Annotated in this window: 19 protein-coding genes and 1 tRNA gene; 6 read left to right on the top strand and 14 right to left on the bottom strand. The window is 71.5% G+C overall.

Translation table 11 applies throughout. The annotated features are described in order from the left end of the window. Window positions 1-13: 13 nt before the first annotated feature. Complete coding sequence (locus HCN51_RS09500) at window positions 14-1,261, top strand: oligosaccharide flippase family protein (RefSeq protein WP_168008826.1); 1,248 nt, start codon at window positions 14-16, stop codon at window positions 1,259-1,261. Beyond that, window positions 1,258-2,253 (top strand): sulfotransferase, encoded by a 996-nt coding sequence (locus HCN51_RS09495; RefSeq protein WP_240972641.1) that lies wholly within the window; start codon window positions 1,258-1,260, stop codon window positions 2,251-2,253. The genes HCN51_RS09500 and HCN51_RS09495 overlap by 4 nt, the downstream gene beginning before the upstream one ends. Here the strand turns inward: HCN51_RS09495 and HCN51_RS09490 are convergent. The 12 genes from HCN51_RS09490 to HCN51_RS09435 form a co-directional block, all read right to left on the bottom strand. Beyond that, window positions 2,207-3,175, bottom strand: coding sequence for a WecB/TagA/CpsF family glycosyltransferase (locus HCN51_RS09490; RefSeq protein ID WP_206066777.1), 969 nt, complete (start codon window positions 3,173-3,175; stop codon window positions 2,207-2,209). The genes HCN51_RS09495 and HCN51_RS09490 overlap by 47 nt on opposite strands. After that, window positions 3,172-4,059: a glycosyltransferase family 2 protein gene (locus HCN51_RS09485; RefSeq protein WP_168008824.1), complete on the bottom strand. Its 888-nt coding sequence runs from the start codon at window positions 4,057-4,059 to the stop codon at window positions 3,172-3,174. The genes HCN51_RS09490 and HCN51_RS09485 overlap by 4 nt, the downstream gene beginning before the upstream one ends. After that, window positions 4,056-4,952 carry a sulfotransferase gene (locus HCN51_RS09480; RefSeq protein WP_206066776.1) on the bottom strand — a complete coding sequence of 299 codons (897 nt, stop codon included), beginning with the start codon at window positions 4,950-4,952 and terminating at the stop codon, window positions 4,056-4,058. The genes HCN51_RS09485 and HCN51_RS09480 overlap by 4 nt, the downstream gene beginning before the upstream one ends. Window positions 4,953-5,041: 89 nt before the next feature. Further along, complete coding sequence (gene cysN / locus HCN51_RS09475) at window positions 5,042-6,304, bottom strand: sulfate adenylyltransferase subunit CysN (RefSeq protein ID WP_168008822.1); 1,263 nt, start codon at window positions 6,302-6,304, stop codon at window positions 5,042-5,044. Between the two features lie 2 nt (window positions 6,305-6,306). Continuing rightward, a complete protein-coding gene (gene cysD / locus HCN51_RS09470) occupies window positions 6,307-7,221 on the bottom strand; it encodes a sulfate adenylyltransferase subunit CysD (protein ID WP_168008820.1) in 915 nt (304 codons plus the stop codon). A 19-nt stretch (window positions 7,222-7,240) separates the two neighbouring features. Then, entirely contained in the window at window positions 7,241-8,005 is a 765-nt protein-coding gene (locus tag HCN51_RS09465; protein ID WP_080045071.1) for a 3'(2'),5'-bisphosphate nucleotidase CysQ, read from the bottom strand. After that, the gene (locus HCN51_RS09460) at window positions 8,005-9,444 is read right to left on the bottom strand and encodes a sugar transferase (protein ID WP_168008818.1); all 1,440 of its coding nucleotides are present in this window, start codon (window positions 9,442-9,444) and stop codon (window positions 8,005-8,007) included. Before HCN51_RS09460 ends, HCN51_RS09465 begins: the two co-directional genes overlap by 1 nt. A gap of 114 nt (window positions 9,445-9,558) precedes the next feature. Next, window positions 9,559-10,143: an aminoacyl-tRNA hydrolase gene (pth, locus tag HCN51_RS09455; RefSeq protein WP_080045069.1), complete on the bottom strand. Its 585-nt coding sequence runs from the start codon at window positions 10,141-10,143 to the stop codon at window positions 9,559-9,561. 79 nt (window positions 10,144-10,222) lie between these two features. Beyond that, window positions 10,223-10,858 carry a 50S ribosomal protein L25/general stress protein Ctc gene (locus tag HCN51_RS09450; protein WP_168008816.1) on the bottom strand — a complete coding sequence of 212 codons (636 nt, stop codon included), beginning with the start codon at window positions 10,856-10,858 and terminating at the stop codon, window positions 10,223-10,225. Window positions 10,859-10,956: 98 nt separating this feature from the next. After that, the gene (locus HCN51_RS09445) at window positions 10,957-11,934 is read right to left on the bottom strand and encodes a ribose-phosphate diphosphokinase (RefSeq protein ID WP_080045067.1); all 978 of its coding nucleotides are present in this window, start codon (window positions 11,932-11,934) and stop codon (window positions 10,957-10,959) included. Further along, entirely contained in the window at window positions 11,931-13,379 is a 1,449-nt protein-coding gene (gene glmU, locus HCN51_RS09440; RefSeq protein ID WP_168008814.1) for a bifunctional UDP-N-acetylglucosamine diphosphorylase/glucosamine-1-phosphate N-acetyltransferase GlmU, read from the bottom strand. Before glmU ends, HCN51_RS09445 begins: the two co-directional genes overlap by 4 nt. 148 nt (window positions 13,380-13,527) lie before the next feature. Continuing rightward, window positions 13,528-13,599: transfer RNA gene (locus HCN51_RS09435), tRNA-Gln, on the bottom strand. A 265-nt stretch (window positions 13,600-13,864) separates the two neighbouring features. On the opposite strand from HCN51_RS09435, the gene HCN51_RS09430 reads away from it, so the two are divergent. The 4 genes from HCN51_RS09430 (at window position 13,865) to HCN51_RS09415 (ending at window position 18,777) form a co-directional block, all read left to right on the top strand. After that, a complete protein-coding gene (locus tag HCN51_RS09430) occupies window positions 13,865-14,803 on the top strand; it encodes an acyl-CoA desaturase (RefSeq protein ID WP_168008812.1) in 939 nt (312 codons plus the stop codon). Between the two features lie 42 nt (window positions 14,804-14,845). Beyond that, window positions 14,846-15,763, top strand: a complete 918-nt coding sequence (locus HCN51_RS09425) for a TetR/AcrR family transcriptional regulator (protein WP_168008810.1) — start codon at window positions 14,846-14,848, stop codon at window positions 15,761-15,763. A gap of 118 nt (window positions 15,764-15,881) precedes the next feature. After that, window positions 15,882-17,942 carry an RNA degradosome polyphosphate kinase gene (locus HCN51_RS09420; RefSeq protein WP_168008808.1) on the top strand — a complete coding sequence of 687 codons (2,061 nt, stop codon included), beginning with the start codon at window positions 15,882-15,884 and terminating at the stop codon, window positions 17,940-17,942. After that, window positions 17,935-18,777, top strand: coding sequence for an NUDIX hydrolase (locus tag HCN51_RS09415; RefSeq protein WP_240972639.1), 843 nt, complete (start codon window positions 17,935-17,937; stop codon window positions 18,775-18,777). The genes HCN51_RS09420 and HCN51_RS09415 overlap by 8 nt, the downstream gene beginning before the upstream one ends. Before the next feature lie 3 nt (window positions 18,778-18,780). Here the strand turns inward: HCN51_RS09415 and HCN51_RS09410 are convergent, their stop codons facing one another. Together HCN51_RS09410 and HCN51_RS09405 are read right to left on the bottom strand one after the other, a co-directional pair. Beyond that, a complete protein-coding gene (locus HCN51_RS09410; protein WP_168008806.1) occupies window positions 18,781-19,953 on the bottom strand; it encodes a cytochrome P450 in 1,173 nt (390 codons plus the stop codon). After that, a complete protein-coding gene (locus HCN51_RS09405; protein WP_168008804.1) occupies window positions 19,950-21,428 on the bottom strand; it encodes a CHAD domain-containing protein in 1,479 nt (492 codons plus the stop codon). The genes HCN51_RS09410 and HCN51_RS09405 overlap by 4 nt, the downstream gene beginning before the upstream one ends. Window positions 21,429-21,439: the final 11 nt, after the last annotated feature.

Here is a 21,439-nt window from a genome sequence, read left to right as displayed (position 1 = left end):
CGGGCGGTGCGGCGTGGCGGCGGTGATCGGGCGCAGGGGGCTGGCCGGGCTCGGTGGGGCGGCGCTGGGCGCGCTGGCGCAGTTCGTCCTCGTGGTCGTGGTGACCAGGGCATTCCCGGCGGCCGAGGCGGGCGCGTTCTTCACCGCGACGGCGCTGATCCTCATGGCGGCGGGCATCGCCAAGCTCGACGCGGGCAACGGCCTCATCTACTTCATCGCCCGGGCCGCCACCTACGACTACCGCGGCATCTCCGGCTACCTCCGCGCCGCGATCGTGCCCTGCGTGGTCGTGGCCGCCGGCGCCGCGGTCGTGCTGTACCCGCGCCTCGGGCCGCCCGCCGCGCTGCTGCCGGCCATCGTCGTGGCGGACGTGCTGCTGGCCGCCACCCGAGGGTTCGGCACGATGCGGCCCACCGTCCTGCTCGACGGGATGCTCGTCCCGGTCGGGCAGGTCGTGCTGGTCGGCGGGGCGGCGCTGGCCGGGGTGTCCGGGTGGGGGCTGACGCTGGCGTGGGCGGCGCCGTACCTGCCGGTCGTGGTGCTGGCGGCGGCCGGGCTGCGCGGGCGGGCGCCGCGCACGCCGTACCTGCCGGGCACGGGGCGGGACCTGTGGCGCTACACGGCGCCGCGATCGGTGGCGGGGGCGATCCAGGCCGTGTTCCAGCGCGTGGACATCGTGATCGTGGCGCTGCTCGCCGGCCCCGCCCAGGCCGCCGTCTACACGGCCGCCACCCGCTTCAAGGTGGTCGGCCAGCTCGCCAACCAAGGGCTGGCGCAACCCCTCCAGGCCGGGCTGGTCAGGGCGCTGGCCTGCGGGGAACGGGAGCGCGCCCGCGAGCTGTACCAGTCGGCCACCGCCTGGCTGGTGCTGCTGACCTGGCCGGTGTGGCTCGCGTACGCGGTGCTGGCGCCGTGGGTGCTGCGGCTGTTCGGGCCCTCGTACGGGTCGGCGGCGCCGGTCGCGCTGGTGCTGGCCGGGACCATGATGGTGGCGACGGCCTGCGGCATGGTGGACGTCGTCCTGACGGCCGCCGGGCACACCGGGACGAGCCTGGCCAACCTCGTGACCGCGATCGGCTGCACCGTACTGCTGGACGTGGCCCTCATCCCGGCCCACGGCGCGCTCGGAGCGGTCGCCGGCTGGTCCGGCGGCGTCATCGTCAAGAACCTGCTGCCCCTCTGGCAGCTCCACCGCCGCTACGGCCTGCACCCCTTCGGCCGCCACACCCTCACCGCCCTCCGCCGGACGGCGGTCGCATGAGCGCGAGCGCCGGTGACGGGATCGCCGGGCGCCCGGGCCCGGAGGCTGGTGACGAGATCAGCGGGCGCGCGAGCGCCGGTGACATGCCCGGCGGGCGCGCGAGTCCCGTCCTCGTGACGGGGCTGCCCCGCAGCGGGACGAGCTGGGTCGGCAGGATGCTCACCGCCGGAGGCGACCTCGTCTACGTCAACGAGCCGCTCAACCCCCAGCACCCGCCCGGCCGCTGCCCCGGCGTGCTCGACGCCCAGGTGACGCACCGCTTCCAGTACATCTGCGACGACAACTCCGCCGCCTGGCTGCCCGCCTTCCGCGACACCGTCGCCCTGCGCTACCGCTGGCTGGCCGAGCTGCGCACGAACCGCTCCCCCTACGACCTGGCCCGCCTGCTCCGCTACGGCACCGCCTTCACCCTCGGCCGCCTGACGGGCCGGCGGGCGCTGCTGGACGACCCGTTCGCGGTGCTGAGCGCCGGGTGGTTCGCGCGGCGGCTGGGGTGCCGGGTGATCGCGCTGGTGCGGGACCCGGTGTCGTTCGTGGCGAGCTGGCAGCGGCTCGGGTGGACGGTGCACTTCCACGAGCTGCTGGGGCAGCCGCTGCTGGTCAGGGACCATCCGGAGGTGCTGGAGCTGCGGCGGCTCGCCACGTCCCAGGACCGCGTGTCCAGGGCGGCGGCGCTGTGGCGGGTGACGCGGTCGGTGCTGGAGCGCACGCCCGGGATCCTCGTCACGTCGTACGAGGCGCTGGCCGCCGACCCGGTGCCGGGCTTCCGCGCCCTGTACGCGTACGCGGGGCTGCGGTGGAGCCCGGCGGCGGAACGGCGGATCGTCCGGGCCTGCTGCCGCCCCTCGGGCCGGTCCGGGGGCGGCTTCGCCTGGTCGGGCCTGTCACGCACGGCGTACCGGCCGATGGACTCACGCCAGGCGATCACGCACGGCGCCCGCGGGCTCAGCGACCAGGAGGCAGCCCGCGTCCGCGCCATGACGCGAACCTGAGGCACCCGGGAAGCCTGACCCACGACGGAAGCCGGAGCCACGGCGCCGGGCTCACCCACGCCGGAAGCCGGAGCCACGACGCCGGGCTGAGCCGCGACGGGAACCCGAGCCGCCACGAGAGCCTGAGGCGGGATGCCAGGCAGCCGGCCAGCAGGCGGGCGGCGAACGGGAGGCCGTCGGCGAGGTAGCGGCGGGCCAGCCGGCCCGGCTCGGCGGCCAGGCGGAACGCCCACTCCAGCCCGGCCCGCCCGGCCCACGCGGGCGCCCTGGTGGATGTGCCGGCGGCGAACGCGATGGCCGCCCCGCACCCCAGGAACCACGCCTGCGGCAGCTCCTCCCGCAGCGCGGCGATGAGCACGTCCTGGCGGGGGAACCCGAGCCCGACGAACACCAGCCGGGGCCGCGCGGCCACCACCCTGCCACGGACCACGGCCGCGCCCTCGGGGGTGGCGTCGAACCCGTACGGCGGCGCGTGCACCCCGCAGACCCTCAGCCCGGGAGATCGGCGCCTGAGCGCGGCGGCCGCCCGCTCCGCCACGCCGGGCGGGCCGCCGCCGAGCAGGTAGACGGGCCAGCCGTGGCGGGCGGCCAGCGCGCTGAGCGTCCAGATGAGGTCGGCGCCGGTCACCCGCTCGGGCAGGGGCGTGCCGAGCAGCCGCGCCGCCCACACCAGCGGCATGCCGTCGGCGACGACGAGGTCGGCGGTGCACACCAGCTCGCGCAGCGCGGGGTCGGCGGCGGTGGCGCGGCAGATGTCGAGGTTGGGGGTGACGATCCGGCCGCCGCGCCCGGCCTCCAGCGCCTCGCCGACCCGCCGCACGACCTCGCTCCCGGTGACCGCGTCCACCTCGACACCGGCCACCCGCACCCGCCCAGCGACCCGGTCGGGGAGGAACGGGGGGCGGTGGTCGGGCGGGGTCAAATGCCGTGCCCGCGCTGCTGCAGGGCCGACAGCACCGTGGGTGCGGTGACGAGCCCGGCCGCCACGGCCAGGGCGAGCGGCGCGCGCGGCTCCCAGGGCCGGCTGGCGAGGGCACGCAGCGCCCACCGGACGGCCGCGCGCCGCCGCCCCAGGGCGGCGTGGCAGAAGGCGAGCTGGCCGCGGACCCGCGCCGCACCACGCGGGTCCACGGCCAGCTCAGGGTGCCGGGCGAGCATCCACTCAAGCCCGGCTATGCGGTCCGCCCAGCGGACCGCATAGTGGGACCCGCCCCATCGCACCAGCACGAGCGGCCGGTCGACGTGCACGATCGGTCGCCGCCTGGCGGCGCGCAGGGCGAGGTCCCAGTCTTCGTTCTGCCCGGCGGGCGCGCTCTCGTCCGGCCAGAAGAGCCCGCGCGGGAACAGGAACGTCGAGGAGTGCACCATCACCATTCGCGAGCGCACGAGGTCGGCGACGCCGACGGAGGAGGTGCCGGCGAGGCGGGCGATGTGCCGCCCGCCGTGCTCGACCTCGATGGCGCAGCTCGCGAACTCGCCGCCGGTCTCTTCCAGCGCGCGCACCTGGGCGGCGAGCTTGCCGGGCAGCCAGACGTCGTCGTCGTCGCAGAAGGCGATGAGGTCGGTGTCGCAGGCGGCGATGCCGGTGTTGCGCGCGCCGGGCAGCCCGGGGGCACGCGTGTTGGGCAGCACCCGGACGGGGCGCGGGACGCCGCTGACGTCGTGGGGCGAGCGGCCGTCGGCCACGACGACCACCTGCAGCTCGCCCGCGTAGTTTTGCAGCAGGACGGCGTCGACGGCCTGGCGCAGCAGCGCGGGCCGGTCGCCGCGGGTGGGGATGACGACCCCGACGGACGGGGGGCTCATCGCACCACCCCCCAGTAGCCGTAGCGGGCTCTGAGCGGCCAGGTGAGGGCGTTGACGACCCGCCGGTGCGCGTCGGGCAGGGCGGAGCGCCACGCGTCGTCGCGGCGCAGCTCCACCCGCCCCACGTGGAAGCGCATCGGGTTGCCGGACGCGGTGTGGGAGGGCCCCAGCCAGGCGGTGCGGCCCTCCAGGAACGGCAGCTCGGGCTCGGGCAGCCCGAGCCGCACGGCCAGCGTGCGCAGGGTCTCGCGGGGCCGGGCGAGCAGGTCTTCGTAGCGCACCCTGGTCACCCTGGCGCCGCGCCCGGGCAGCAGCTCCAGCGCGGTGTTCTGGGCCGACCAGTGGAGCGCGGTGCGGGCCGGGCCCCAGCGGGTCATCGGCCGCCCGTCCTCGGGCCTGGGCACGGTGCGGCCCCAGGAGTGCGCGACGGCGCGCGGGTCTCTCACGACGTGGACGACGCGCAGGTCCACGCCGCTGGCGAGCAGGCAGCAGGCCAGTGACGCGTGCTTGCTGGAGTCGACCACGACGGGCGCCCCGGCCGCGTCGTAGAGCCGCTGGTACGCTCGCGCGTACTCGGGCAGGTCGGGATGCTCGATGCGCGCGATCCTGCGGGTGCGGTCGATCCTGCCGCGCAGCAGGATCATGCGCTCGGCCAGTTCGTCTCTCCAGCCACCGAACGCCCGCTCCCCCACCTGCCGCCAGAACGGACAGGCGGGGAAAGCCGAGCCGCACCCGCAGAGCTCCTCCGCCAGAACCCCCCGGTCCCACAGATGCACCACCTCGCCGAGAGGCACCACCCCGGGAAGCTCGCCCAGGAGCCTCTCGAGCAGCGTGGTGCCGCTACGGCCGAGGCCGCCCAGGTAGATCACCTGGGCGGACGCACAATCAGTCAACGGAGGAGCGCCTTCGCGTCGCGATAACAACGGAACGCGACGACCCTACTGCGGAGAGTAAAGGGCGGGTAACCCCAACCCCAAAAGATCTACCTGGCGTCGATGACCATGCCGGCGCCGACGGTGGCGTTGGTGGTCTCGTCGACGAGGATGAAGCCGCCGGTGGCGCGGTTGCGGGAGTAGTCGTCCACGAAGAGCGGCTGCGTGACGCGCAGCGACACCCGGCCGATCTCGTTGAGGCCGAGCGAGGTGGCCTCCTCGTCGCGGTGCAGGGTGTTGACGTCGAGCCGGTAGTGCAGGTCGCGGACGAGCGCGCGGGCGGTGCGGGTGGTGTGCTTGATGGTCAGCTTGGAACGCGGCCCGAGCTTGACGCCGTCGGCCATCCAGCAGACCATCGCCTCCAGCTCCTGCGCCGACTGCGGCTGGTTGTTGGGCCGGGCGATCATGTCGCCGCGCGAGATGTCGAGGTCGTCCTCGAAGCGCAGCGTCACCGACATGGGCGGGAACGCCTCCTCGACCGGCCCGTCGAAGGTGTCGATCGAGGCGATGCGCGTGGTGAGCCCCGACGGCAGGTGCACGACCTCGTCACCGGGCTTGAGCACGCCGCCCGCCACCTGGCCGGCGTAACCGCGGTAGTCGTGGAAGGCCGGGTCGGTGGCCCGCTGGGGGCGGATGACGTACTGGACGGGGAAGCGCACGTCGGTGAGGTTGCGGTCGGAGGCGATGTGCACGTTCTCCAGGTGGTGCAGGAGGGACGTGCCGAGGTACCAGGGCATGTTCTCGGAGCGCGAGACCACGTTGTCGCCGTTGAGGGCGGAGATCGGGATGAAGGTGAGGTCGTTGATGTTCAGCTTGGACGCGAACGCCGTGAACTCCTCCCTGATCTCCTCGAAGCGTTCCTGGGAGTAGTCGACCAGGTCCATCTTGTTGACGGCCAGCACGAGGTGCGGGACGCGCAGGAGCGAGGTCAGGAAGGCGTGCCGGCGCGACTGCTCCAGCACGCCCTTGCGGGCGTCGATGAGCACGATCGCGAGGTCGGCCGTGGAGGCGCCGGTGACCATGTTCCGGGTGTACTGGATGTGCCCGGGGGTGTCGGCGATGATGAACTTGCGGCGCGGGGTGGCGAAGTAGCGGTAGGCCACGTCGATGGTGATGCCCTGCTCCCGCTCGGCCCGCAGGCCGTCGGTCAGCAGCGACAGGTCGGTGTACTCGGTGCCGCGGTCGCGCGAGGTGCGCTCGACGGCTTCGAGCTGGTCCTCGAAGATCGCCTTGGAGTCGAAGAGCAACCGTCCGATGAGGGTGGACTTGCCGTCGTCGACGCTCCCCGCCGTGGCAAAGCGCAGAATGTCCATCTTTAGAAGTAGCCCTCTCGCTTGCGATCTTCCATCGCGGCCTCGGAAGAGCGGTCGTCGGCCCTGGTGGCCCCACGCTCGGTGATCCGGGTGGCGGCGATCTCCTCGATGATCTCCTCGACCGTGGCGGCCGTGGACTGCACGGCGCCGGTGCAGGTCATGTCGCCCACGGTGCGGTAGCGCACGACGGCCTCGATCAGCGGCTCGTCGTCGCCGCGCTGGACGACGTCGGAGTCGGGCAGCAGCATGCCGTCGCGCTCGAAGACCTTGCGGGTGTGGGCGAAGTAGATGGAGGGGATCTCGATGCCCTCGCGCCTGATGTAGTCCCAGACGTCGAGCTCGGTCCAGTTGGACAGCGGGAAGACGCGGATGTGCTCACCCTTGCGGATGCGCGAGTTGTAGAGGTTCCACAGCTCGGGGCGCTGGTTCTTCGGGTCCCACTGCCCGAAGTCGTCGCGGAAGGAGAAGACGCGCTCCTTGGCGCGGGCCTTCTCCTCGTCGCGCCGGGCGCCGCCGAAGACGGCGTCGAACTCGTGCTCCTCGATCGCGTCGAGCAGCGTGGTGGTCTGCAGGCGGTTGCGGGAGGCGCGGCGGCCGGTCTCCTCCACCACCCTGCCCTGGTCGATGGAGTCCTGCACGCTGGCCACGATCAGCCGCGCGCCCAGCTCGGCGGCGCGGCGGTCGCGGAACTCGATGACCTCGTCGAAGTTGTGGCCCGTGTCCACGTGCATGAGCGGGAACGGGATCGCGGCGGGCCAGAACGCCTTCTCCGCGATGCGGAGCATGACGATCGAGTCCTTGCCTCCGGAGAAGAGCAGACAAGGGCGCTCGAACTCGGCCGCCACTTCGCGCATGATGTGAATGGCCTCTGCTTCGAGCACGTCGAGCTGCGACGTCGTGTAGTCGCGCTGCAGCATGGAGGATCCTCCGGCGGGTTCAGCGGTGCAGGTCCCGGATGCCGGCGAGCAGGGATGTCGCCAGCTCCGGTAGGGAAACCAGGATATCTGGTAGCGATGGGTCGGCTTGGTTGTAGGTCAGCTCGGAGCCATCGATGCGGCTCGCGTGCGCCCCCGCGGCCAGCGCGACGGCCACCGGCGCCGCGGAGTCCCATTCGTACTGGCCGCCGGCGTGCACGTACGCCTCGACCTCGCCGGTGAGCACCGCCGAGATCTTGGCCCCGGCCGAGCCGATCGGCACAAGGTCGGCCCCCACGAGGTAGGCCAGCTTCTGCACGAACTCGGGGGGCCTGGTGCGGCTCACCGCGATGCGGAAGCGGCCCTTCTCGAACGAGGGCGGCTTCGGCGGGTCGGCGGTCGTCAGCGTGCGCCCCTGCGCGGGCAGCGCCACCGCGCCGGCGCTCAGCCTGCCGCGCTCCCACAGGGCCACGTGCACCGCCCAGTCGGCCCTGCCCTCCTCGGAGAACTCCCTGGTGCCGTCGAGCGGATCGACGATCCACACCCGTTCGGCCCGCAACCTGCGCGGGTCGAGGCGCTCCTCGCGGGTGGCCTCCTCCGACAGCACGCTGTCGCTGGGCCGCAGCCGCGCCAGCGACTCCATGAGGTAGAGGTGGGAGGAGCGGTCGCCTTCGGCCCGCAGCGCCGCGGGGTCGGCGAACCCCGTGCGCTCGCGCGTGCGCAGCAGCCTCTCGCCTGCCTCGGTCGCCAGGTCGGCGGCGAGGGAGTGGTCGTCGCGAATCGTCATCAATATGCTCCTTGCCCGCGGGCGACGGCCGACCAAGTCTTCCACAGGATCTGGAGATCCAAAGTAAGGGACCAGTTCTCCACGTAACGCAGGTCGAGGCGCACCGATTCCTCCCACGATAGGTCAGATCTGCCACTGACCTGCCACAGCCCGGTCAGCCCAGGCCGGACGAGGAGTCGTCGCCGCACGTCGTCACCGTAGCGCGCCACCTCCTCCGGCAGCGGCGGCCGGGGCCCGACGAGCGACATGTCGCCGCGGACGACGTTGATCAGCTGCGGCAGCTCGTCCAGCGAGTGGCGGCGCATCAGCGCGCCGAGCGGCGTGACCCGCGGGTCGTTGCGGAGCTTGAACAGCAGGCCGTCGCGGTCGCTCACCAGCGTGACCTTCTGCTCCTCCGAGCCGCGCCGCATCGTACGGAACTTCACGATCGTGAACAGCCGGCCGTCGCGGCCCACCCTGGTCTGGCGGAAGAACGCGGGCCCGGGGCTGGTCGCGCGTACCGCCACCGCGAGACCCACCAGCAGCGGCGCCAGCAGCACCAGCAGGGCGGCGGCCACCAGCCGGTCGAAGACGTTCTTGACGAGCTGCCTGGCCCCGGACAGCTCGGGGTGCTCGACGTGCAGCAGCGGCATGCCCGCCACCGGCCTGATCGTGGTGCGCGGGCCCGCGACGTCCATCAGCGCCGGCGCGACGACCAGCTCGGTGCGGGTGCGCTCCAGCTGCCAGGCGAGCCGGCGCAGCGCCTGCCCGTCCATCTCCGGGCAGGCCAGCACGGCCACCGTGTCGGCGTCGTGGTGCTCGACCGCGAGGGGCACGTCGCCGAGGCCGCCCGCGACCGGCACCTCGCCGAGCCGCTCGCCGGCGTGCCCGCCGGGCAGGCAGGCGGCCACGACGTCCATGCCGTGGTGGCGCTCATTGCGGAACAGGCGGACGAGCTCGGCGATCGAGGCCGCGTGGCCGACGGCGACGACCTTGCGCATGCACGCGCCCGCGGCCCTGCGGCGGTGCAGCGAGCGGCGCAGGACGTGACGGAAGACGAGCGTGAGCACGGTCACCAGCGGCAGGGCCAGCACGACGTAGCCGCGGGCGACGTCGGTCTTGGTGACGTAGGAGCCGATCGCGGTGCCGGCGGTGAGCGTCACGCCGGCCTGGACGATCCGGCGGAACTCCTCGGTGCCGACGCCCAGCATGCGCGGCTCGTAGGCCCGGCTGATGGCCACCGCGCCGCACCACACCAGCGGCAGCGCCAGGCTGACCAGCAGGTACGGCAGCACGTACGGGGTGAGCCCGCCGAACCTGACCGCGAACGCGGCCCCGGCCCCCAGCCAGGCGCCGCACAGGTCGGCCAGCACGGCTTTGAGCCGGTAGGAGCGGACCCAGGACGGCGTGCGCGGATCTGGTCCCCATGTGACCCCCTGACCGGCCCGAACTACGGTCAAGAGCTCGCTCCCGCGCACGCCTTGCCTCCAAGGTTGTGACGAGACCCGGAACGGACAGTCACAGATCGTAGCCGCGCGTGCGCGGCCCGGCTGGCGAACGGCTCTATGCGGGGATCAGCGTGGAGGGCCGGAGATGTGCAGATCGGCCCGGTGGAAGTCGTTTTGGGTGGCTTCCAGGCCGCGGGTCATCAGCGACTCCACGACGTCGGCCGCCCGGTCGACCAGGAACGGCAGGTCCTTGCGCTCCATGGTGGCGAAGTCTCTGAGCACGAAGGAGGCGGGGTCCATGCGGCCGGGCGGGCGCCCGATGCCGAAGCGGACCCGCAGGTAGTCGCGGGTGCCGAGGACCTTGGTGATCGACTTGAGGCCGTTGTGGCCGTTGTCGCCGCCGCCCAGCTTGGCGCGCAGCGCGCCGTACGGCACGTCGAGCTCGTCGTGGACGACGATCAGCCGCTCGGGGCCGATCTTGTAGAAGTCGGAGAGCGCCTTGACGGGCCCACCGGACAGGTTCATGTACGTCAGGGGCTTGGCCAGGATGGCGGCGCTCGTCTCGCACACCTCGGCCCGGCTCTTGTGCGCCTTGAACCGGCCGCTCGCCCTGGCGGCCAGCTCGTCGAGCACCATGAAGCCCGCGTTGTGCCGGTTGCCCGCGTATTCGGCCCCCGGGTTGCCCAGTCCGGCGATCAGCCAGCGATCCATGCTCTCAGCCTTCCACAGCCCCTGGATAGCGGAACGGGACGGCTCGAGTCCGGCCGCCCCGTTCACGAGTAACCCGTCGCTACTCGGCGGCGGGAGCCTCCGCGCTCTCGCCCTCGCCGGCCTCGGCGCTCTCGCCCTCGGCGGCGGCCTCCTCGGCCTCCTCGCCCGTGGGCTCCTCGACCGGCTTGTTGATGACGTGCAGGACGACGGCCTCGGGGTCGGCGGCCAGCGTGGCGCCCTGCGGGAGCTCGAGCTGGGCGGCGGTGATGACGGTGCCGATCTCCAGGCCCTCGACGTTCACCTCGACGCCGGTCGGGATGTGGGTGGCCTCGGCCTCCACGGCGATGGAGACGAGCTGCTGGTCGAGCAGGCCCTCGGAGTTGACGTCGCCGACCGTGGTGACCGGGATCTCGACGGTGACCTTCTCGCCGCGCTTGACCAGGAGCAGGTCGACGTGCTCGACGAAGCCCTTGATCGGGTCGCGCTGCACGCCCTTGGGCAGGGCGAGCTCGTCGACGCCCTCACCCTTGAGGTGGATGAGCACGTTGGGGGTGCGCAGGGCGAGCAGCACCTCGTGGCCCGGCAGGGTCAGGTGCTTGGGGTCGATGCCGTGCCCGTAGAGGACGGCGGGCACCTTGTCGGCGCGGCGGATCTTGCGAGCGGCGCCCTTGCCGAACGTGGTGCGCGGCTCGGCGGCGATACGTACTTCGGACACGACATCTCCTAGGGATGCGGCAGACGGATGGTTTCGGCGCTCACCCTCACCCGCCCTAGCGGAAGGCGTTACGAGCGCAACCTGGACAGTCTATCGGCTCACGTGTCGCCCTCGAACAAGCTCGTGACGGAGCCGTCCTGGAAGACCTCGGTGATCGCGCGGGCGATCAGCGGGGCGATGGACAGCACGGTGAGCTTGTCGAAGCGGGCGGCCTGCGACAGCGGCAGCGTGTTGGTGACGATCACCTCGGAGATGCGGGAGTTCTTGAGGCGGTCAACGGCGGGGTCGGAGAAGACGGCGTGGGTGGCGGCCACGATGACGTTGGTGGCGCCCTGCTCGTAGAGGGCGTCGGACGCCTTGCAGATCGTGCCCGCGGTGTCGATCATGTCGTCGATCAGCACGCAGGTGCGGCCGCGCACCTTGCCGACGACCTCGCTGACCTTCACGGAGTTGGCGACGTCGAGGTCGCGGCGCTTGTGGATGAACGCCAGCGGCGTGCCGAGCGTGTCGGCCCAGCGCTCCGACAGCCGCACGCGGCCGGTGTCGGGCGAGACGACGGTGGTGTTCTCCAGGTCGAGCTTGTTCTTGAGGTAGCTCTCCAGGACCGGCATGGCGAACAGGTGATCGACGGGGCCGTCGAAGAAGCCCTGGATCTGCGAGGTGTGCAGGTCGATCGACATGAGCCGGTCGGCGCCCGCGGTCTTGAACATGTCGGCGATGAGCCGGGCGGTGATGGGCTCGCGGCCGCGGCCCTTCTTGTCCTGGCGGGCGTAGCCGTAGAACGGCATGACCACGGTGATGCGCTTGGCGGAGGCCCGCTTGAGCGCGTCGACCATGATGAGCTGTTCCATGATCCACTTGTTGATGGGCCCGGTGTGGCTCTGGATGACGAAGGCGTCGCAGCCGCGTACGGACTCCAGGTAGCGGGCGTAGATCTCGCCGTTGGCGAAGTCGATGAGTTTGGTGGGGGTGAGGGAGACGCCGACGTGCTCGGCGACCTCCGCGGCCAGCTCCGGGTGGGCTCGCCCGGAGAAGAGCATGAGGTTCTTCTCTCCGGGCTGCTTGATGCTGGTCACTGCTGTTTCTCCTGCTCTTGCCCGGCCAGCGCCCGCTCGGCGTGCGCGGCCGACTTCGTGCCCGCGCGCCTGCGCAGCACCCATTTCTCGATGTTGCGCTGTCGCGCTCTCGCCACGCCGATGGCTCCGGCCGGTACGTCGTCGGTGATGGTCGAGCCCGCCGCCGTGTAGGCGCCTTCGTTGACCGTCACGGGTGCCACGAGCATGGTGTCGCAGCCGACGAACGCGCCGTCGCGCACGGTGGTGTGGTGCTTGTTGACCCCGTCGTAGTTGACGAAGACGGTGGATGCGCCGATGTTGACGTCCTCGCCGATCGTGGCGTCGCCGGCGTAGGTCAGGTGCGGCACCTTGGAGCGCTCGCCGACCTTGGTGTTCTTCATCTCGACGAACGTGCCGGCCTTGGACCTGCGGCCGAGCACGGTGCCGGGGCGCAGGTAGGCGTAGGGGCCGACGCTGGCCTCGGGGCCGATCTCGGCGTGGTCGGCCACGGTGTTGCGGACCACGGCGCCCTCGCCGACCAGGGTGTCGGTGAGCGTGGTGGCGGGGCCGACCTCGGCGCCGGCCTCGATGACGGTGGCGCCGTGGAGCTGGGTGCCGGGGTGGATCACGGCGTCGGCCTCGATGCGAACGTCCACGTCCACCCAGGTGCTGGCCGGGTCGACGACCGTGACCCCGGCGCGCATGTGCCGCTCCAGCAGGCGCAGGTTGAGCACCTTGCGGGCGGCGGCGAGCTGCACGCGGTCGTTGACGCCCTCGACCTCGACGAAGTCGGCGGCCACGCAGGCGCCGACCCGGTGGCCGTCGCGGCGCAGGATGGACAGGACGTCGGTGAGGTACTCCTCGCCCTGGGCGTTGTCGGTGGACACGCGCTTGACGGCGTCGGCGAGGAGCATGCCGTCGAAGGCGTAGATGCCGGAGTTCATCTCCTTGATGGCGCGCTGCTCGGGGCTCGCGTCCTTCTCCTCGACGATCTCCAGCACGGCGCCGGCGTCGTCGCGGATGATCCGGCCGTAGCCGGTCGGGTCGGGCACCTCGGCGGTGAGCACGGTGACCGCGTTGCCTTCTTCGGCGTGCCGCTGGAGCAGGCCGGCGAGGGTCTCGGTGCGCAGGAGCGGCACGTCGCCGTAGGTGACGAGGACGGTGCCGGAGATCGTGCCGACCTCTTCGAGCACGGTGCGCACGGCGTGACCGGTGCCGCGCTGCTCGCGCTGGACGACGGCGAGGGCGTCGGGGCTGGTGGCGGCCAGGTGGCCGCCGACCCGCTCCAGCGCGTGGCCGATGACGACGATGAGCCGCTCGGGATCGAGGTCGCGGGCGGCGGCGAGCATGTGGTCGACCAGCGCGCGGCCGCACACCTCATGCAGGACTTTCGGGGTCTGGCTCTTCATCCGGGTGCCCTCGCCGGCGGCGAGGACGATCACGGCTGCCGGGCGCGGCACACTCACGGGCTGAGGCTCCCTGTGACTGGACGGATCGGGCGTTCGGTACGTCAGCAACTCAGGGTGTTCGGTACGTCAACCGCACCGCTACCCTCCCGACACCGTGAGGATACCTGGCCGCCCCCGGGAGATTCGCGGGGGGAGCGCCTCAAGGCTCCCGGAAGAGGACTCGAACCCCTACAAAGTGGACCAAAACCACTTGTCCTGCCGATTAGACGATCCGGGACAGATCGGACAGGTGATGTCCGACACCCCTCTACGATACCGACCCCGCACGGGCCCGCGCGCCCGTATTACCCCTCACGCATGTCTCGCCTGCGCGCGGGTAACAGACGGGCCGAAAAGCCGCAAGACACGAAACCCACTCATCTCACACAGCCACGCAGCACGTTCTGACCATTCCAGCCTTAGGTCTTCCTTACTTACGCTGGCGTAGGTTACGGTTGCGTAGCCCGGACATTCAATCTCATACATGCCCTTGGAGGTCGCCGATGACCGTAGTCGCCGAGCGTTCCGCACCTGCCCCCAAGCCCGAGTTCGAAGCCGAACCGAAGTCGAAGTCCGAGCTGATCACCTTCGGCCTGGTGGTCGGCCTGCCCCTGGTGGCGATCGCGGCCGCCGTGCCGTTCGCATGGGGGTGGGGGCTCGGCTGGACGGACATCGCCATCGCCTTCGTCTTCTACGTGGTCTCGGGCCTCGGCGTCACCGTCGGCCTGCACCGCTACTTCACGCACGGCTCGTTCAAGGCCAAGCGGCCGCTGAAGATCGCGATGGGCATCGCGGGCAGCCTGTCGCTGGAGATGTCCGTCCTGGACTGGGTGGCCACGCACCGCAAGCACCACAAGTTCTCCGACAAGGAGGGCGACCCGCACTCGCCGTGGCGCTTCGGCCCCGGCTTCAAGAACATGGCCAAGGGCCTGCTCTACGCCCACATGGGCTGGCTGTTCGAGAGCGAGCGCACCAACCGGGAGAAGTACGCCCCCGACCTGTGCAAGGACCAGGACGTGCTGCGCCTGCACAAGTGGTTCGGCCCGATCGCGCTCACCTCGATCCTGCTGCCCGGCGTGCTGGGCATGCTGCTCACCTGGTCGTGGCAGGGCGGCCTGACCGCGCTGTTCTGGGGCTCGCTCGTCCGCATCGGCCTGCTGCACCACGTGACCTGGTCGATCAACTCGATCTGTCACGTCTTCGGCGAGGAGGACTTCCAGGTCCGCGACAAGTCCCGCAACGTGTGGTGGCTGGCCATCCCGTCCTTCGGCGAGTCGTGGCACAACCTGCACCACTCCGACCCGACCTGTGCCCGGCACGGCGCGCTCAAGGGCCAGATCGACCTGAGCGCCGGCCTCATCCGCATCTTCGAGAAGCTGGGCTGGGTGTACGACGTGCGCTGGCCGACCGCGGAGCGCCTGGCGGCGAAGCGCATTGCCTAGGCCCGTCAGCCGATGGGCGGTCGTGCCGTCATGACCGTCATTATGGAAACCGTGACCGAACCCCGATCTCGCAGGCGCATGTCCGGTAGCGAGCGAAGAGAGCAGCTGATCCAGATCAGCCGCACCCTCTTCGCGGAGAAGGGGTTCGACGGGACCTCTATCGAAGAGATCGCAGCGACCGCACAGGTGTCGAAACCCGTGGTGTACGAGCATTTCGGCGGCAAGGAAGGCGTCTACGCGGTCGTCGTCGACCGCGAGATGCAGAAGCTGCTCGGCATGATCACCGAAGCCCTCTCCGCCTCTCACTCCCTGATCAAGCTGGAGCGGGCCGCCCTGGCCCTGCTCCGCTACATCGAGGAGAGCAGCGAGGGCTTCCGCATCCTGGTCCGCGACTCGCACGCGGCCTCGGGCACGGGCACGTTCGCCAGCCTGATCAGCGAGATCGCCAGCCAGGTGGAGGACGTGCTGGCCGACGAGTTCGCGGCCCGCGGCTACGACCCCAAGCTGGCCCCGATGTACGCCCAGATGCTGGTCGGGATGGTCGCCCTGACCGGCCAGTGGTGGCTCGACGTGCGCAAGCCGGGCCGCGAGGAGGTCGCCGCGCACCTGGTCAACCTGGCCTGGAACGGCCTGACGGGGCTCAACCCCAACCCGGCGATCACCGCGACGAGCCGCGACCACACGCCGCCCGCGGTCAAGCCGCCGCAGCCGCGCACGGCCAGTGAGAAGGAGCTGCGCGAGCTGGAGAAGGCCCGCGAGAAGGAGCTCAAGGAGGCGGAGAAGGTCCGCCAGAAGGAGCTCAAGGAGGCGGAGAAGGCCCGCGTGCGCGAGCTGAAGGAGCGCGAGCGGCTGCTGAAGGAGGCCGAGAAGGCCCGCGAGCGGGAGGAGAAGATCCGCCAGCGGGAGGCCAGGCTCGCCGAGCGCGCCGCCCGTCTCGAACAGGTAGATCATCCTGAGTGACTCTTGATCGAGGCGGGCACGCCGAGTGACGATGTGGTTGAGCTGGGCTGACCCCTTCGGGTGAGCCGTTGCGGCTACGTTAACGTTCTGTTCAACCAAACGGGGCAATATACGCCATATGTCCGCGGAACCGTTCGAGCCTGCCAATGACCTGCCGCTCCCGCAGGAGCGCTTTCTCAACCGCGAGGAGAGCTGGCTCCAGTTCAACCTGCGCGTGCTCGAACTGGCCGAGGACCCCTCGCTGCCGCTGCTCGAACGCGTGCGGTTCCTGGCCATCTTCGCCAGCAACCTCGACGAGTTCTTCCGCGTCCGGGTGGCCGGGCTCAAGCGGCGGATGGCCACCGGCCTGCTGCTGCGGACCAAGAGCGGGCTCAAGCCGCGCGAGGAGCTGGTGCGCATCGCCGCCATCGCCGACGAGCTGGCCCGGCGGCACGCGGCCGTCTTCCACCGCCAGATCTGCCCGCAGCTCGCCGCCGAGGGCATCGAGATCGTCCGCTGGGAGGACCTGGGCCGCGAGGAACGCACCGAGCTGCGCAAGCTGTTCAGGGAGCGGATCAGGCCCGTCCTGACGCCGCTGGCCGTGGACCCCGCCCACCCCTTCCCGTACATCTCGGGGCTCAGCCTGAACCTCGCGGTGCTCGTGCGGAACCCGGCGACCGACCACACCGTGTTCGCCCGGGTAAAAGTACCTTCGCAGCTGCCCAGGTTCGTCCAGGCGTCGAAAGACCGGTTCGTGCCGCTCGAAGACGTCATCGCCGCTCATCTCGGGCAGCTCTTCAAGGGCATGGAGATCCTCCAGCACCACGTGTTCCGCGTGACCAGGAACGAAGATCTCGACGTCGACGAGGACGTCACCGAGAACCTCATGCAGGCCCTGGAGAAGGAGCTGCTCAAGCGCCGCTTCGGGCCGCCCGTGCGGCTGGAGGTCGAGGACACGATCACGCCCGAGGTGCTGGCGCCGCTCGTGGAGGAGCTGGAGCTGGCCCCGCACGAGATCTACCGGCTGCCGGGGCCGCTCGACCTGACCGGCCTGCACGCCATCGCCGACCTCGACCGGGGCGAGCTGAGCTACCGGCCGTTCGTGCCCGCCGAGGTGATCAACGCCGAGGACGACATCTTCTCGACGCTGCGCGAGCGCGACATCCTGCTGCACCACCCGTACGACTCCTTCGCCACCAGCGTGCAGCGCTTCATCGAGGTCGCCGCGAACGACCCGCGCGTGCTGGCGATCAAGCAGACCCTCTACCGCACCAGCGGCGACTCCCCCATCGTGGACGCGCTCATCGACGCGGCCGAGGCGGGCAAGCAGGTCGTGGTCGTCGTGGAGATCAAGGCCCGCTTCGACGAGCACGCCAACATCTCCTGGGCCCGCAAGCTGGAGCGGGCCGGCTGCCACGTCGTCTACGGCGTGGTCGGGCTGAAGACGCACTGCAAGCTGGCCCTCGTCGTCCGCCAGGAGCCGTCGGGCGAGCTGCGCCGCTACTGCCACATCGGCACCGGCAACTACAACCCCAAGACCGCCCGCCAGTACGAGGACTTCGGCCTGCTCACGGCCGACCCGCTGGTCGGCGAGGACGTCACGGACCTGTTCATCCACCTGACCGGCTACTCCCACCACTCCGCCTACCGGCGGCTGCTGGTCGCGCCGCACTCGATGCGCAGCGGGCTCGTGGCCAGGATCGAGCGGGAGATCGCCCACCAGCAGGCCGGGCGGCCCGCCCGCATCAGGATCAAGACGAACTCGCTGGTGGACGAGCCGATCATCGACGCGCTCTACCGGGCGTCCAGGGCCGGCGTCCCGGTGGACCTGTGGGTGCGCGGCATCTGCATCCTGCGTCCGGGCATTCCCGGCCTGTCGGAGAACATCCGCGTGCGCTCGGTGCTGGGGCGTTTCCTGGAGCACTCCAGGGTGTACGAGTTCGGCCTCGGCCGGCGTCCCGAGGTGTGGATCGGCAGCGCCGACCTGATGCGCCGCAACCTGGACCGGCGGGTCGAAGCCCTGGTGAAGGTGACCTCCCAGCAGCACAAGGCCTACCTCATCGAGCTGATGGACCAGGCCATGGCCGAGACCACGACCACGTGGTGGCTCAACTCCGACGGCACGTGGGTCCGCCATGCCGGCGACGACCTGCAGAGCCGTCTCATCGGTACGCGTCGATGGAGGACCGTTGATGACTGACCTGCTCCGCGCCGCCGGAGCCGTGGTCTGGAGGGGCGAGCAGAGCAGCCCCGAGGTGGCCGTCATCCACCGCCCCCGCTATGACGACTGGACCTTCCCCAAGGGCAAGCTGAAGCCCGGCGAGCACGTGATCGCCGGCGGCCTGCGCGAGGTGCGCGAGGAGACCGGCCTGACCGTGCTGCTCGGCCGCGCCCTGCCGCCCGTGCACTACATGAGCGCCGGCCGGCTCAAGCGGGTCGACTACTGGGTCGCCCGCGTGGCCGGGGACGACGGGTTCGAGCCGGGCGAGGAGGTGGACGAGCTGCGCTGGCTGCCCGTGGCGGAGGCCAGGCGGCTGCTGACGTACGAGTGGGACGCCGGGCTGCTGCGTGCCCTGCGTGCCGCGCCGCTCGACACGGTGCCGCTCGTCCTCGTCCGGCACGGCTCGGCCGGCTCCAGGAGCGAGTGGCGGGGCGACGACGCCGCGCGTCCGCTCGACGCCGACGGCGCCGCCCAGGCGGCGGCCCTGGCCACCGCGCTGCCCGCCTACCGGCCCGAGCCGCTGCTCAGCTCGCCCAGCGCCCGCTGCGTGCAGACGCTGGAGCCCTACGCCGCCGCGGTGGACGCGGAGATCAGGATCGAGCCGCTGCTCAGCGAGGAGAGCCAGGACCCGCACAAGACCCCCGCGCTGGTGGGGAACCTCGCGGGGCCCGCGGCCGTGTGCAGCCACGGCAAGGTGCTGCCCGGCCTGATCGAGGCGCTCAGCGGCAAGGACGTGCACCTGCGCAAGGGCGCGTTCGCGGTGCTGCACCGGGCCGGCGGGCAGGTCGTCAGCGTCGAGCGCTACCCCGCCTGACCCTCACCAGGTGACGGGCAGCGCGGCGTAGCCGTCGGCGATCCTCCCCTCCGTACGCGGCAGCTCCTCCTCCGGCACGGCCAGGCGCAGCGTCGGGACGCGCTGGAACAGGCGGCTGAACACCGCCTCCAGCTCGACCCTGGCCAGGCTGGCGCCGATGCAGAAGCGCGGGCCGTACCCGAAGCTCAGGTGCGGGTCGGTGAGCGGGCGGCGCAGGTCGAACACGTCCGGATCGGGATAGATCCGCTCGTCCCGGTTCGCCGCCCCCGGCGTGATCAGGACGCCCTCGCCCCTGCGGATCGTCAGGCCGCCGATCTCGATGTCCTCGTGCGCGTACCTGAGCAGGCCGTGCAGGCTGGGCGAGGCCAGGCGCAGGATCTCCTCCACGGCCGCCCCCGCCAGCCCCGGATCGGCCTTGAGCAGGTCGAGCTGGTCCGGGTTGGCGAGCAGGAGCAGCACGCCGAAGTCGATGCGGTTGACGGTCGTCTCGTGCCCGGCGAACAGCAGCGAGCCGGCCAGCTCGGCGATCGTCCCGTCGTCGTCCAGCTCCCCCGCCAGGTCCGACAGGACGTCCTCGCCCGGGTCGTGCCGCTTGCGCTCGATCAGGCCCGCCGTGTACGCGCTCATCTCGTCGAGCGCGGCCTGCCCCCGCTCGCGGTCACGGGAGTCGCCCATCCGCGACGACAGGCCGCTGAAGTACTCCCTGTCCTCGTACGGGACGCCCAGGAGCTGGCAGATGACCAGCACCGGGAGCGGGAAGGACAGCTCGGCGTGCAGGTCCGCCGGCGGGGTGAGCTTGGCCAGGTGCTCCAGCCGCTCCTCCACCAGCATGCCGACGTGCCCGCTGAGCCGCTTCATGCGCCGCGCCGAGAAGGCCGGCATGAACAGCCTGCGCATGCGGTCGTGCTCGGCCTTCTCCGTGGCCACCTCGCCGCGGGGCCCGCCGAGCAGCGGCGAACCCGACACGCGCGGCGCGTTGTCCGGGTCGGGGTGCGAGCGGCCCAGCCGGCCGTCGTTGAACAGGGTGCGGGCGTCCTCGTACCCGCTGACCAGCCAGACCTCGTCGCCCGCCGGCGTGCGTACCTTCGCGATGCCCTGCTCGGCCCGCAGTTCCCGGTACGCCTCGGGCACCTCGAGCAGACTGCCGCGCGAGAAGGGGATGGTAGGAAGGCTCATAGAACCTTGGTAACCGCTTTGACGGTCTCCTTCCAGACCCGGGGGAACTCCGCGTGCGCCCGCTCGGCGGTGTTGCGCTCGATCCCGATCAGCAGCCCGTACGTGAAGGTGTCCTCGCCCGCCTGCCGCGCGCTCTCGGCCTCCTTCGCCAGCGTCTCCTGCGCGACCACGCCGTCCTGGTGGGCGCCCAGCACCTCCTGGACGTTCTCGGCCAGCTTGGCGAGCCTGCCCATGTCGGAGCCGAGGCTCGGCTGGAGCGCCTCGGCGGTGTAGCGGGCCCGCTTGGCCGCCTTGCGCACCTCATGCATGGCGATCTCGCGGCGCTCCGCGTCCTCGACGGCCTGGGCGCGATCGTACGCCTTGGTCACCCGGCCCCAGTTGGCCGCGGCGACGGTACGCAACTGTTCCTGCGCGGGCTTGCCCGCCGCCTTGCCCAGCGACGGGGCGGCCACGAGCCGGTCGAGCGCGTCGAGCAGCACGTAGTAGCGCTCGCCGCTGAGCGCCTCCTTGATCCGCCCGTACGCCTCTTCTTCGCGTTTGCGCAGGTCGGAGCCGAGCCGGTTCTGGATGGGGCCGGTGACCAGCTCCGGCGCCAGCCCGGCCAGCGTCTTGGCGAACCTGGCCCTGATCACCTCCAGGTCGCGCGCCTCGCCGAGCACCGTGCCCAGCCAGCGCAGCTCCTCCTGCACCTCCGCCGTGCCGGTCACGATCGTCTTGAACGCCTTGAGCGCGCTGCGCAGCCTCCTCGCGGCCACGCGCATCTGGTGGACGGCGTCCTCCTCGGCCCTGCGCACGCGCGGATCCTGCGCGAGCAGGGCCTTGACCTGGCCGGCCAGGTAGTCGACGACGACCTCACCGGCGCTGCCCGCCTTCGTGTCGGCCTTGGGGAGAGGGGCGGGTTCGAGGAGCTTGGCGAGCTTGCTGGAGGACTCGGAGGGGGTCGCGCCGGCCTTCCTGAGCCGCTTGCCGACCTTGGCCAGCAGCTGCTGGGTGCCGCCTTCGAGCAGCTCGGCCTCGACCTCGCGCCACCGTACGATCCTGGGCTGGTCGCCGTACACGGTGCCCTTGACGCGGTCGTCGGCGATCTCGACCAGCCGGGTCTCGCCGTCCTTGAGGAGCGTGACGCTCCTGCGGGTCTCCAGCTCGGCCACGACCTTCAGCTCGGCGCCCCGCGTGTAGGCGCGGACGAGCTCGGACAGTTCGTGCGGGACGTCCCTGGCGCTGCGGGTGAGCGGGTGGGTGATCTCATGGCGCACGCCCTTGGCCTTGGGCAGCTTCAGGTGCCAGCCGGCGTCGGCGCCGCCCCGTCTTCGCCTCAGCGTGACACCCCGCGCGGCGAGCCTCAGGTCGGGCGTGTCGAAGTAGAGGGCCACGAGCTGGTAGCTCTTGGGGCCGACGGTGTCGGCGAGACTCCCGAGGTCGGGGAGCTCGTACTCCGGGGGGACGTCGAACTTGTCCTCGATCTCGATACCCACTGCACCTCGCA

The organism is Nonomuraea composti (assembly GCF_012034275.1).
GTDB classification, from domain to species: Bacteria; Actinomycetota; Actinomycetes; order Streptosporangiales; family Streptosporangiaceae; genus Nonomuraea; species Nonomuraea composti.
The sequence above is the reverse complement of the archived record's forward strand: the minus strand, read 5'-3'. Positions and strand labels throughout refer to the sequence as shown.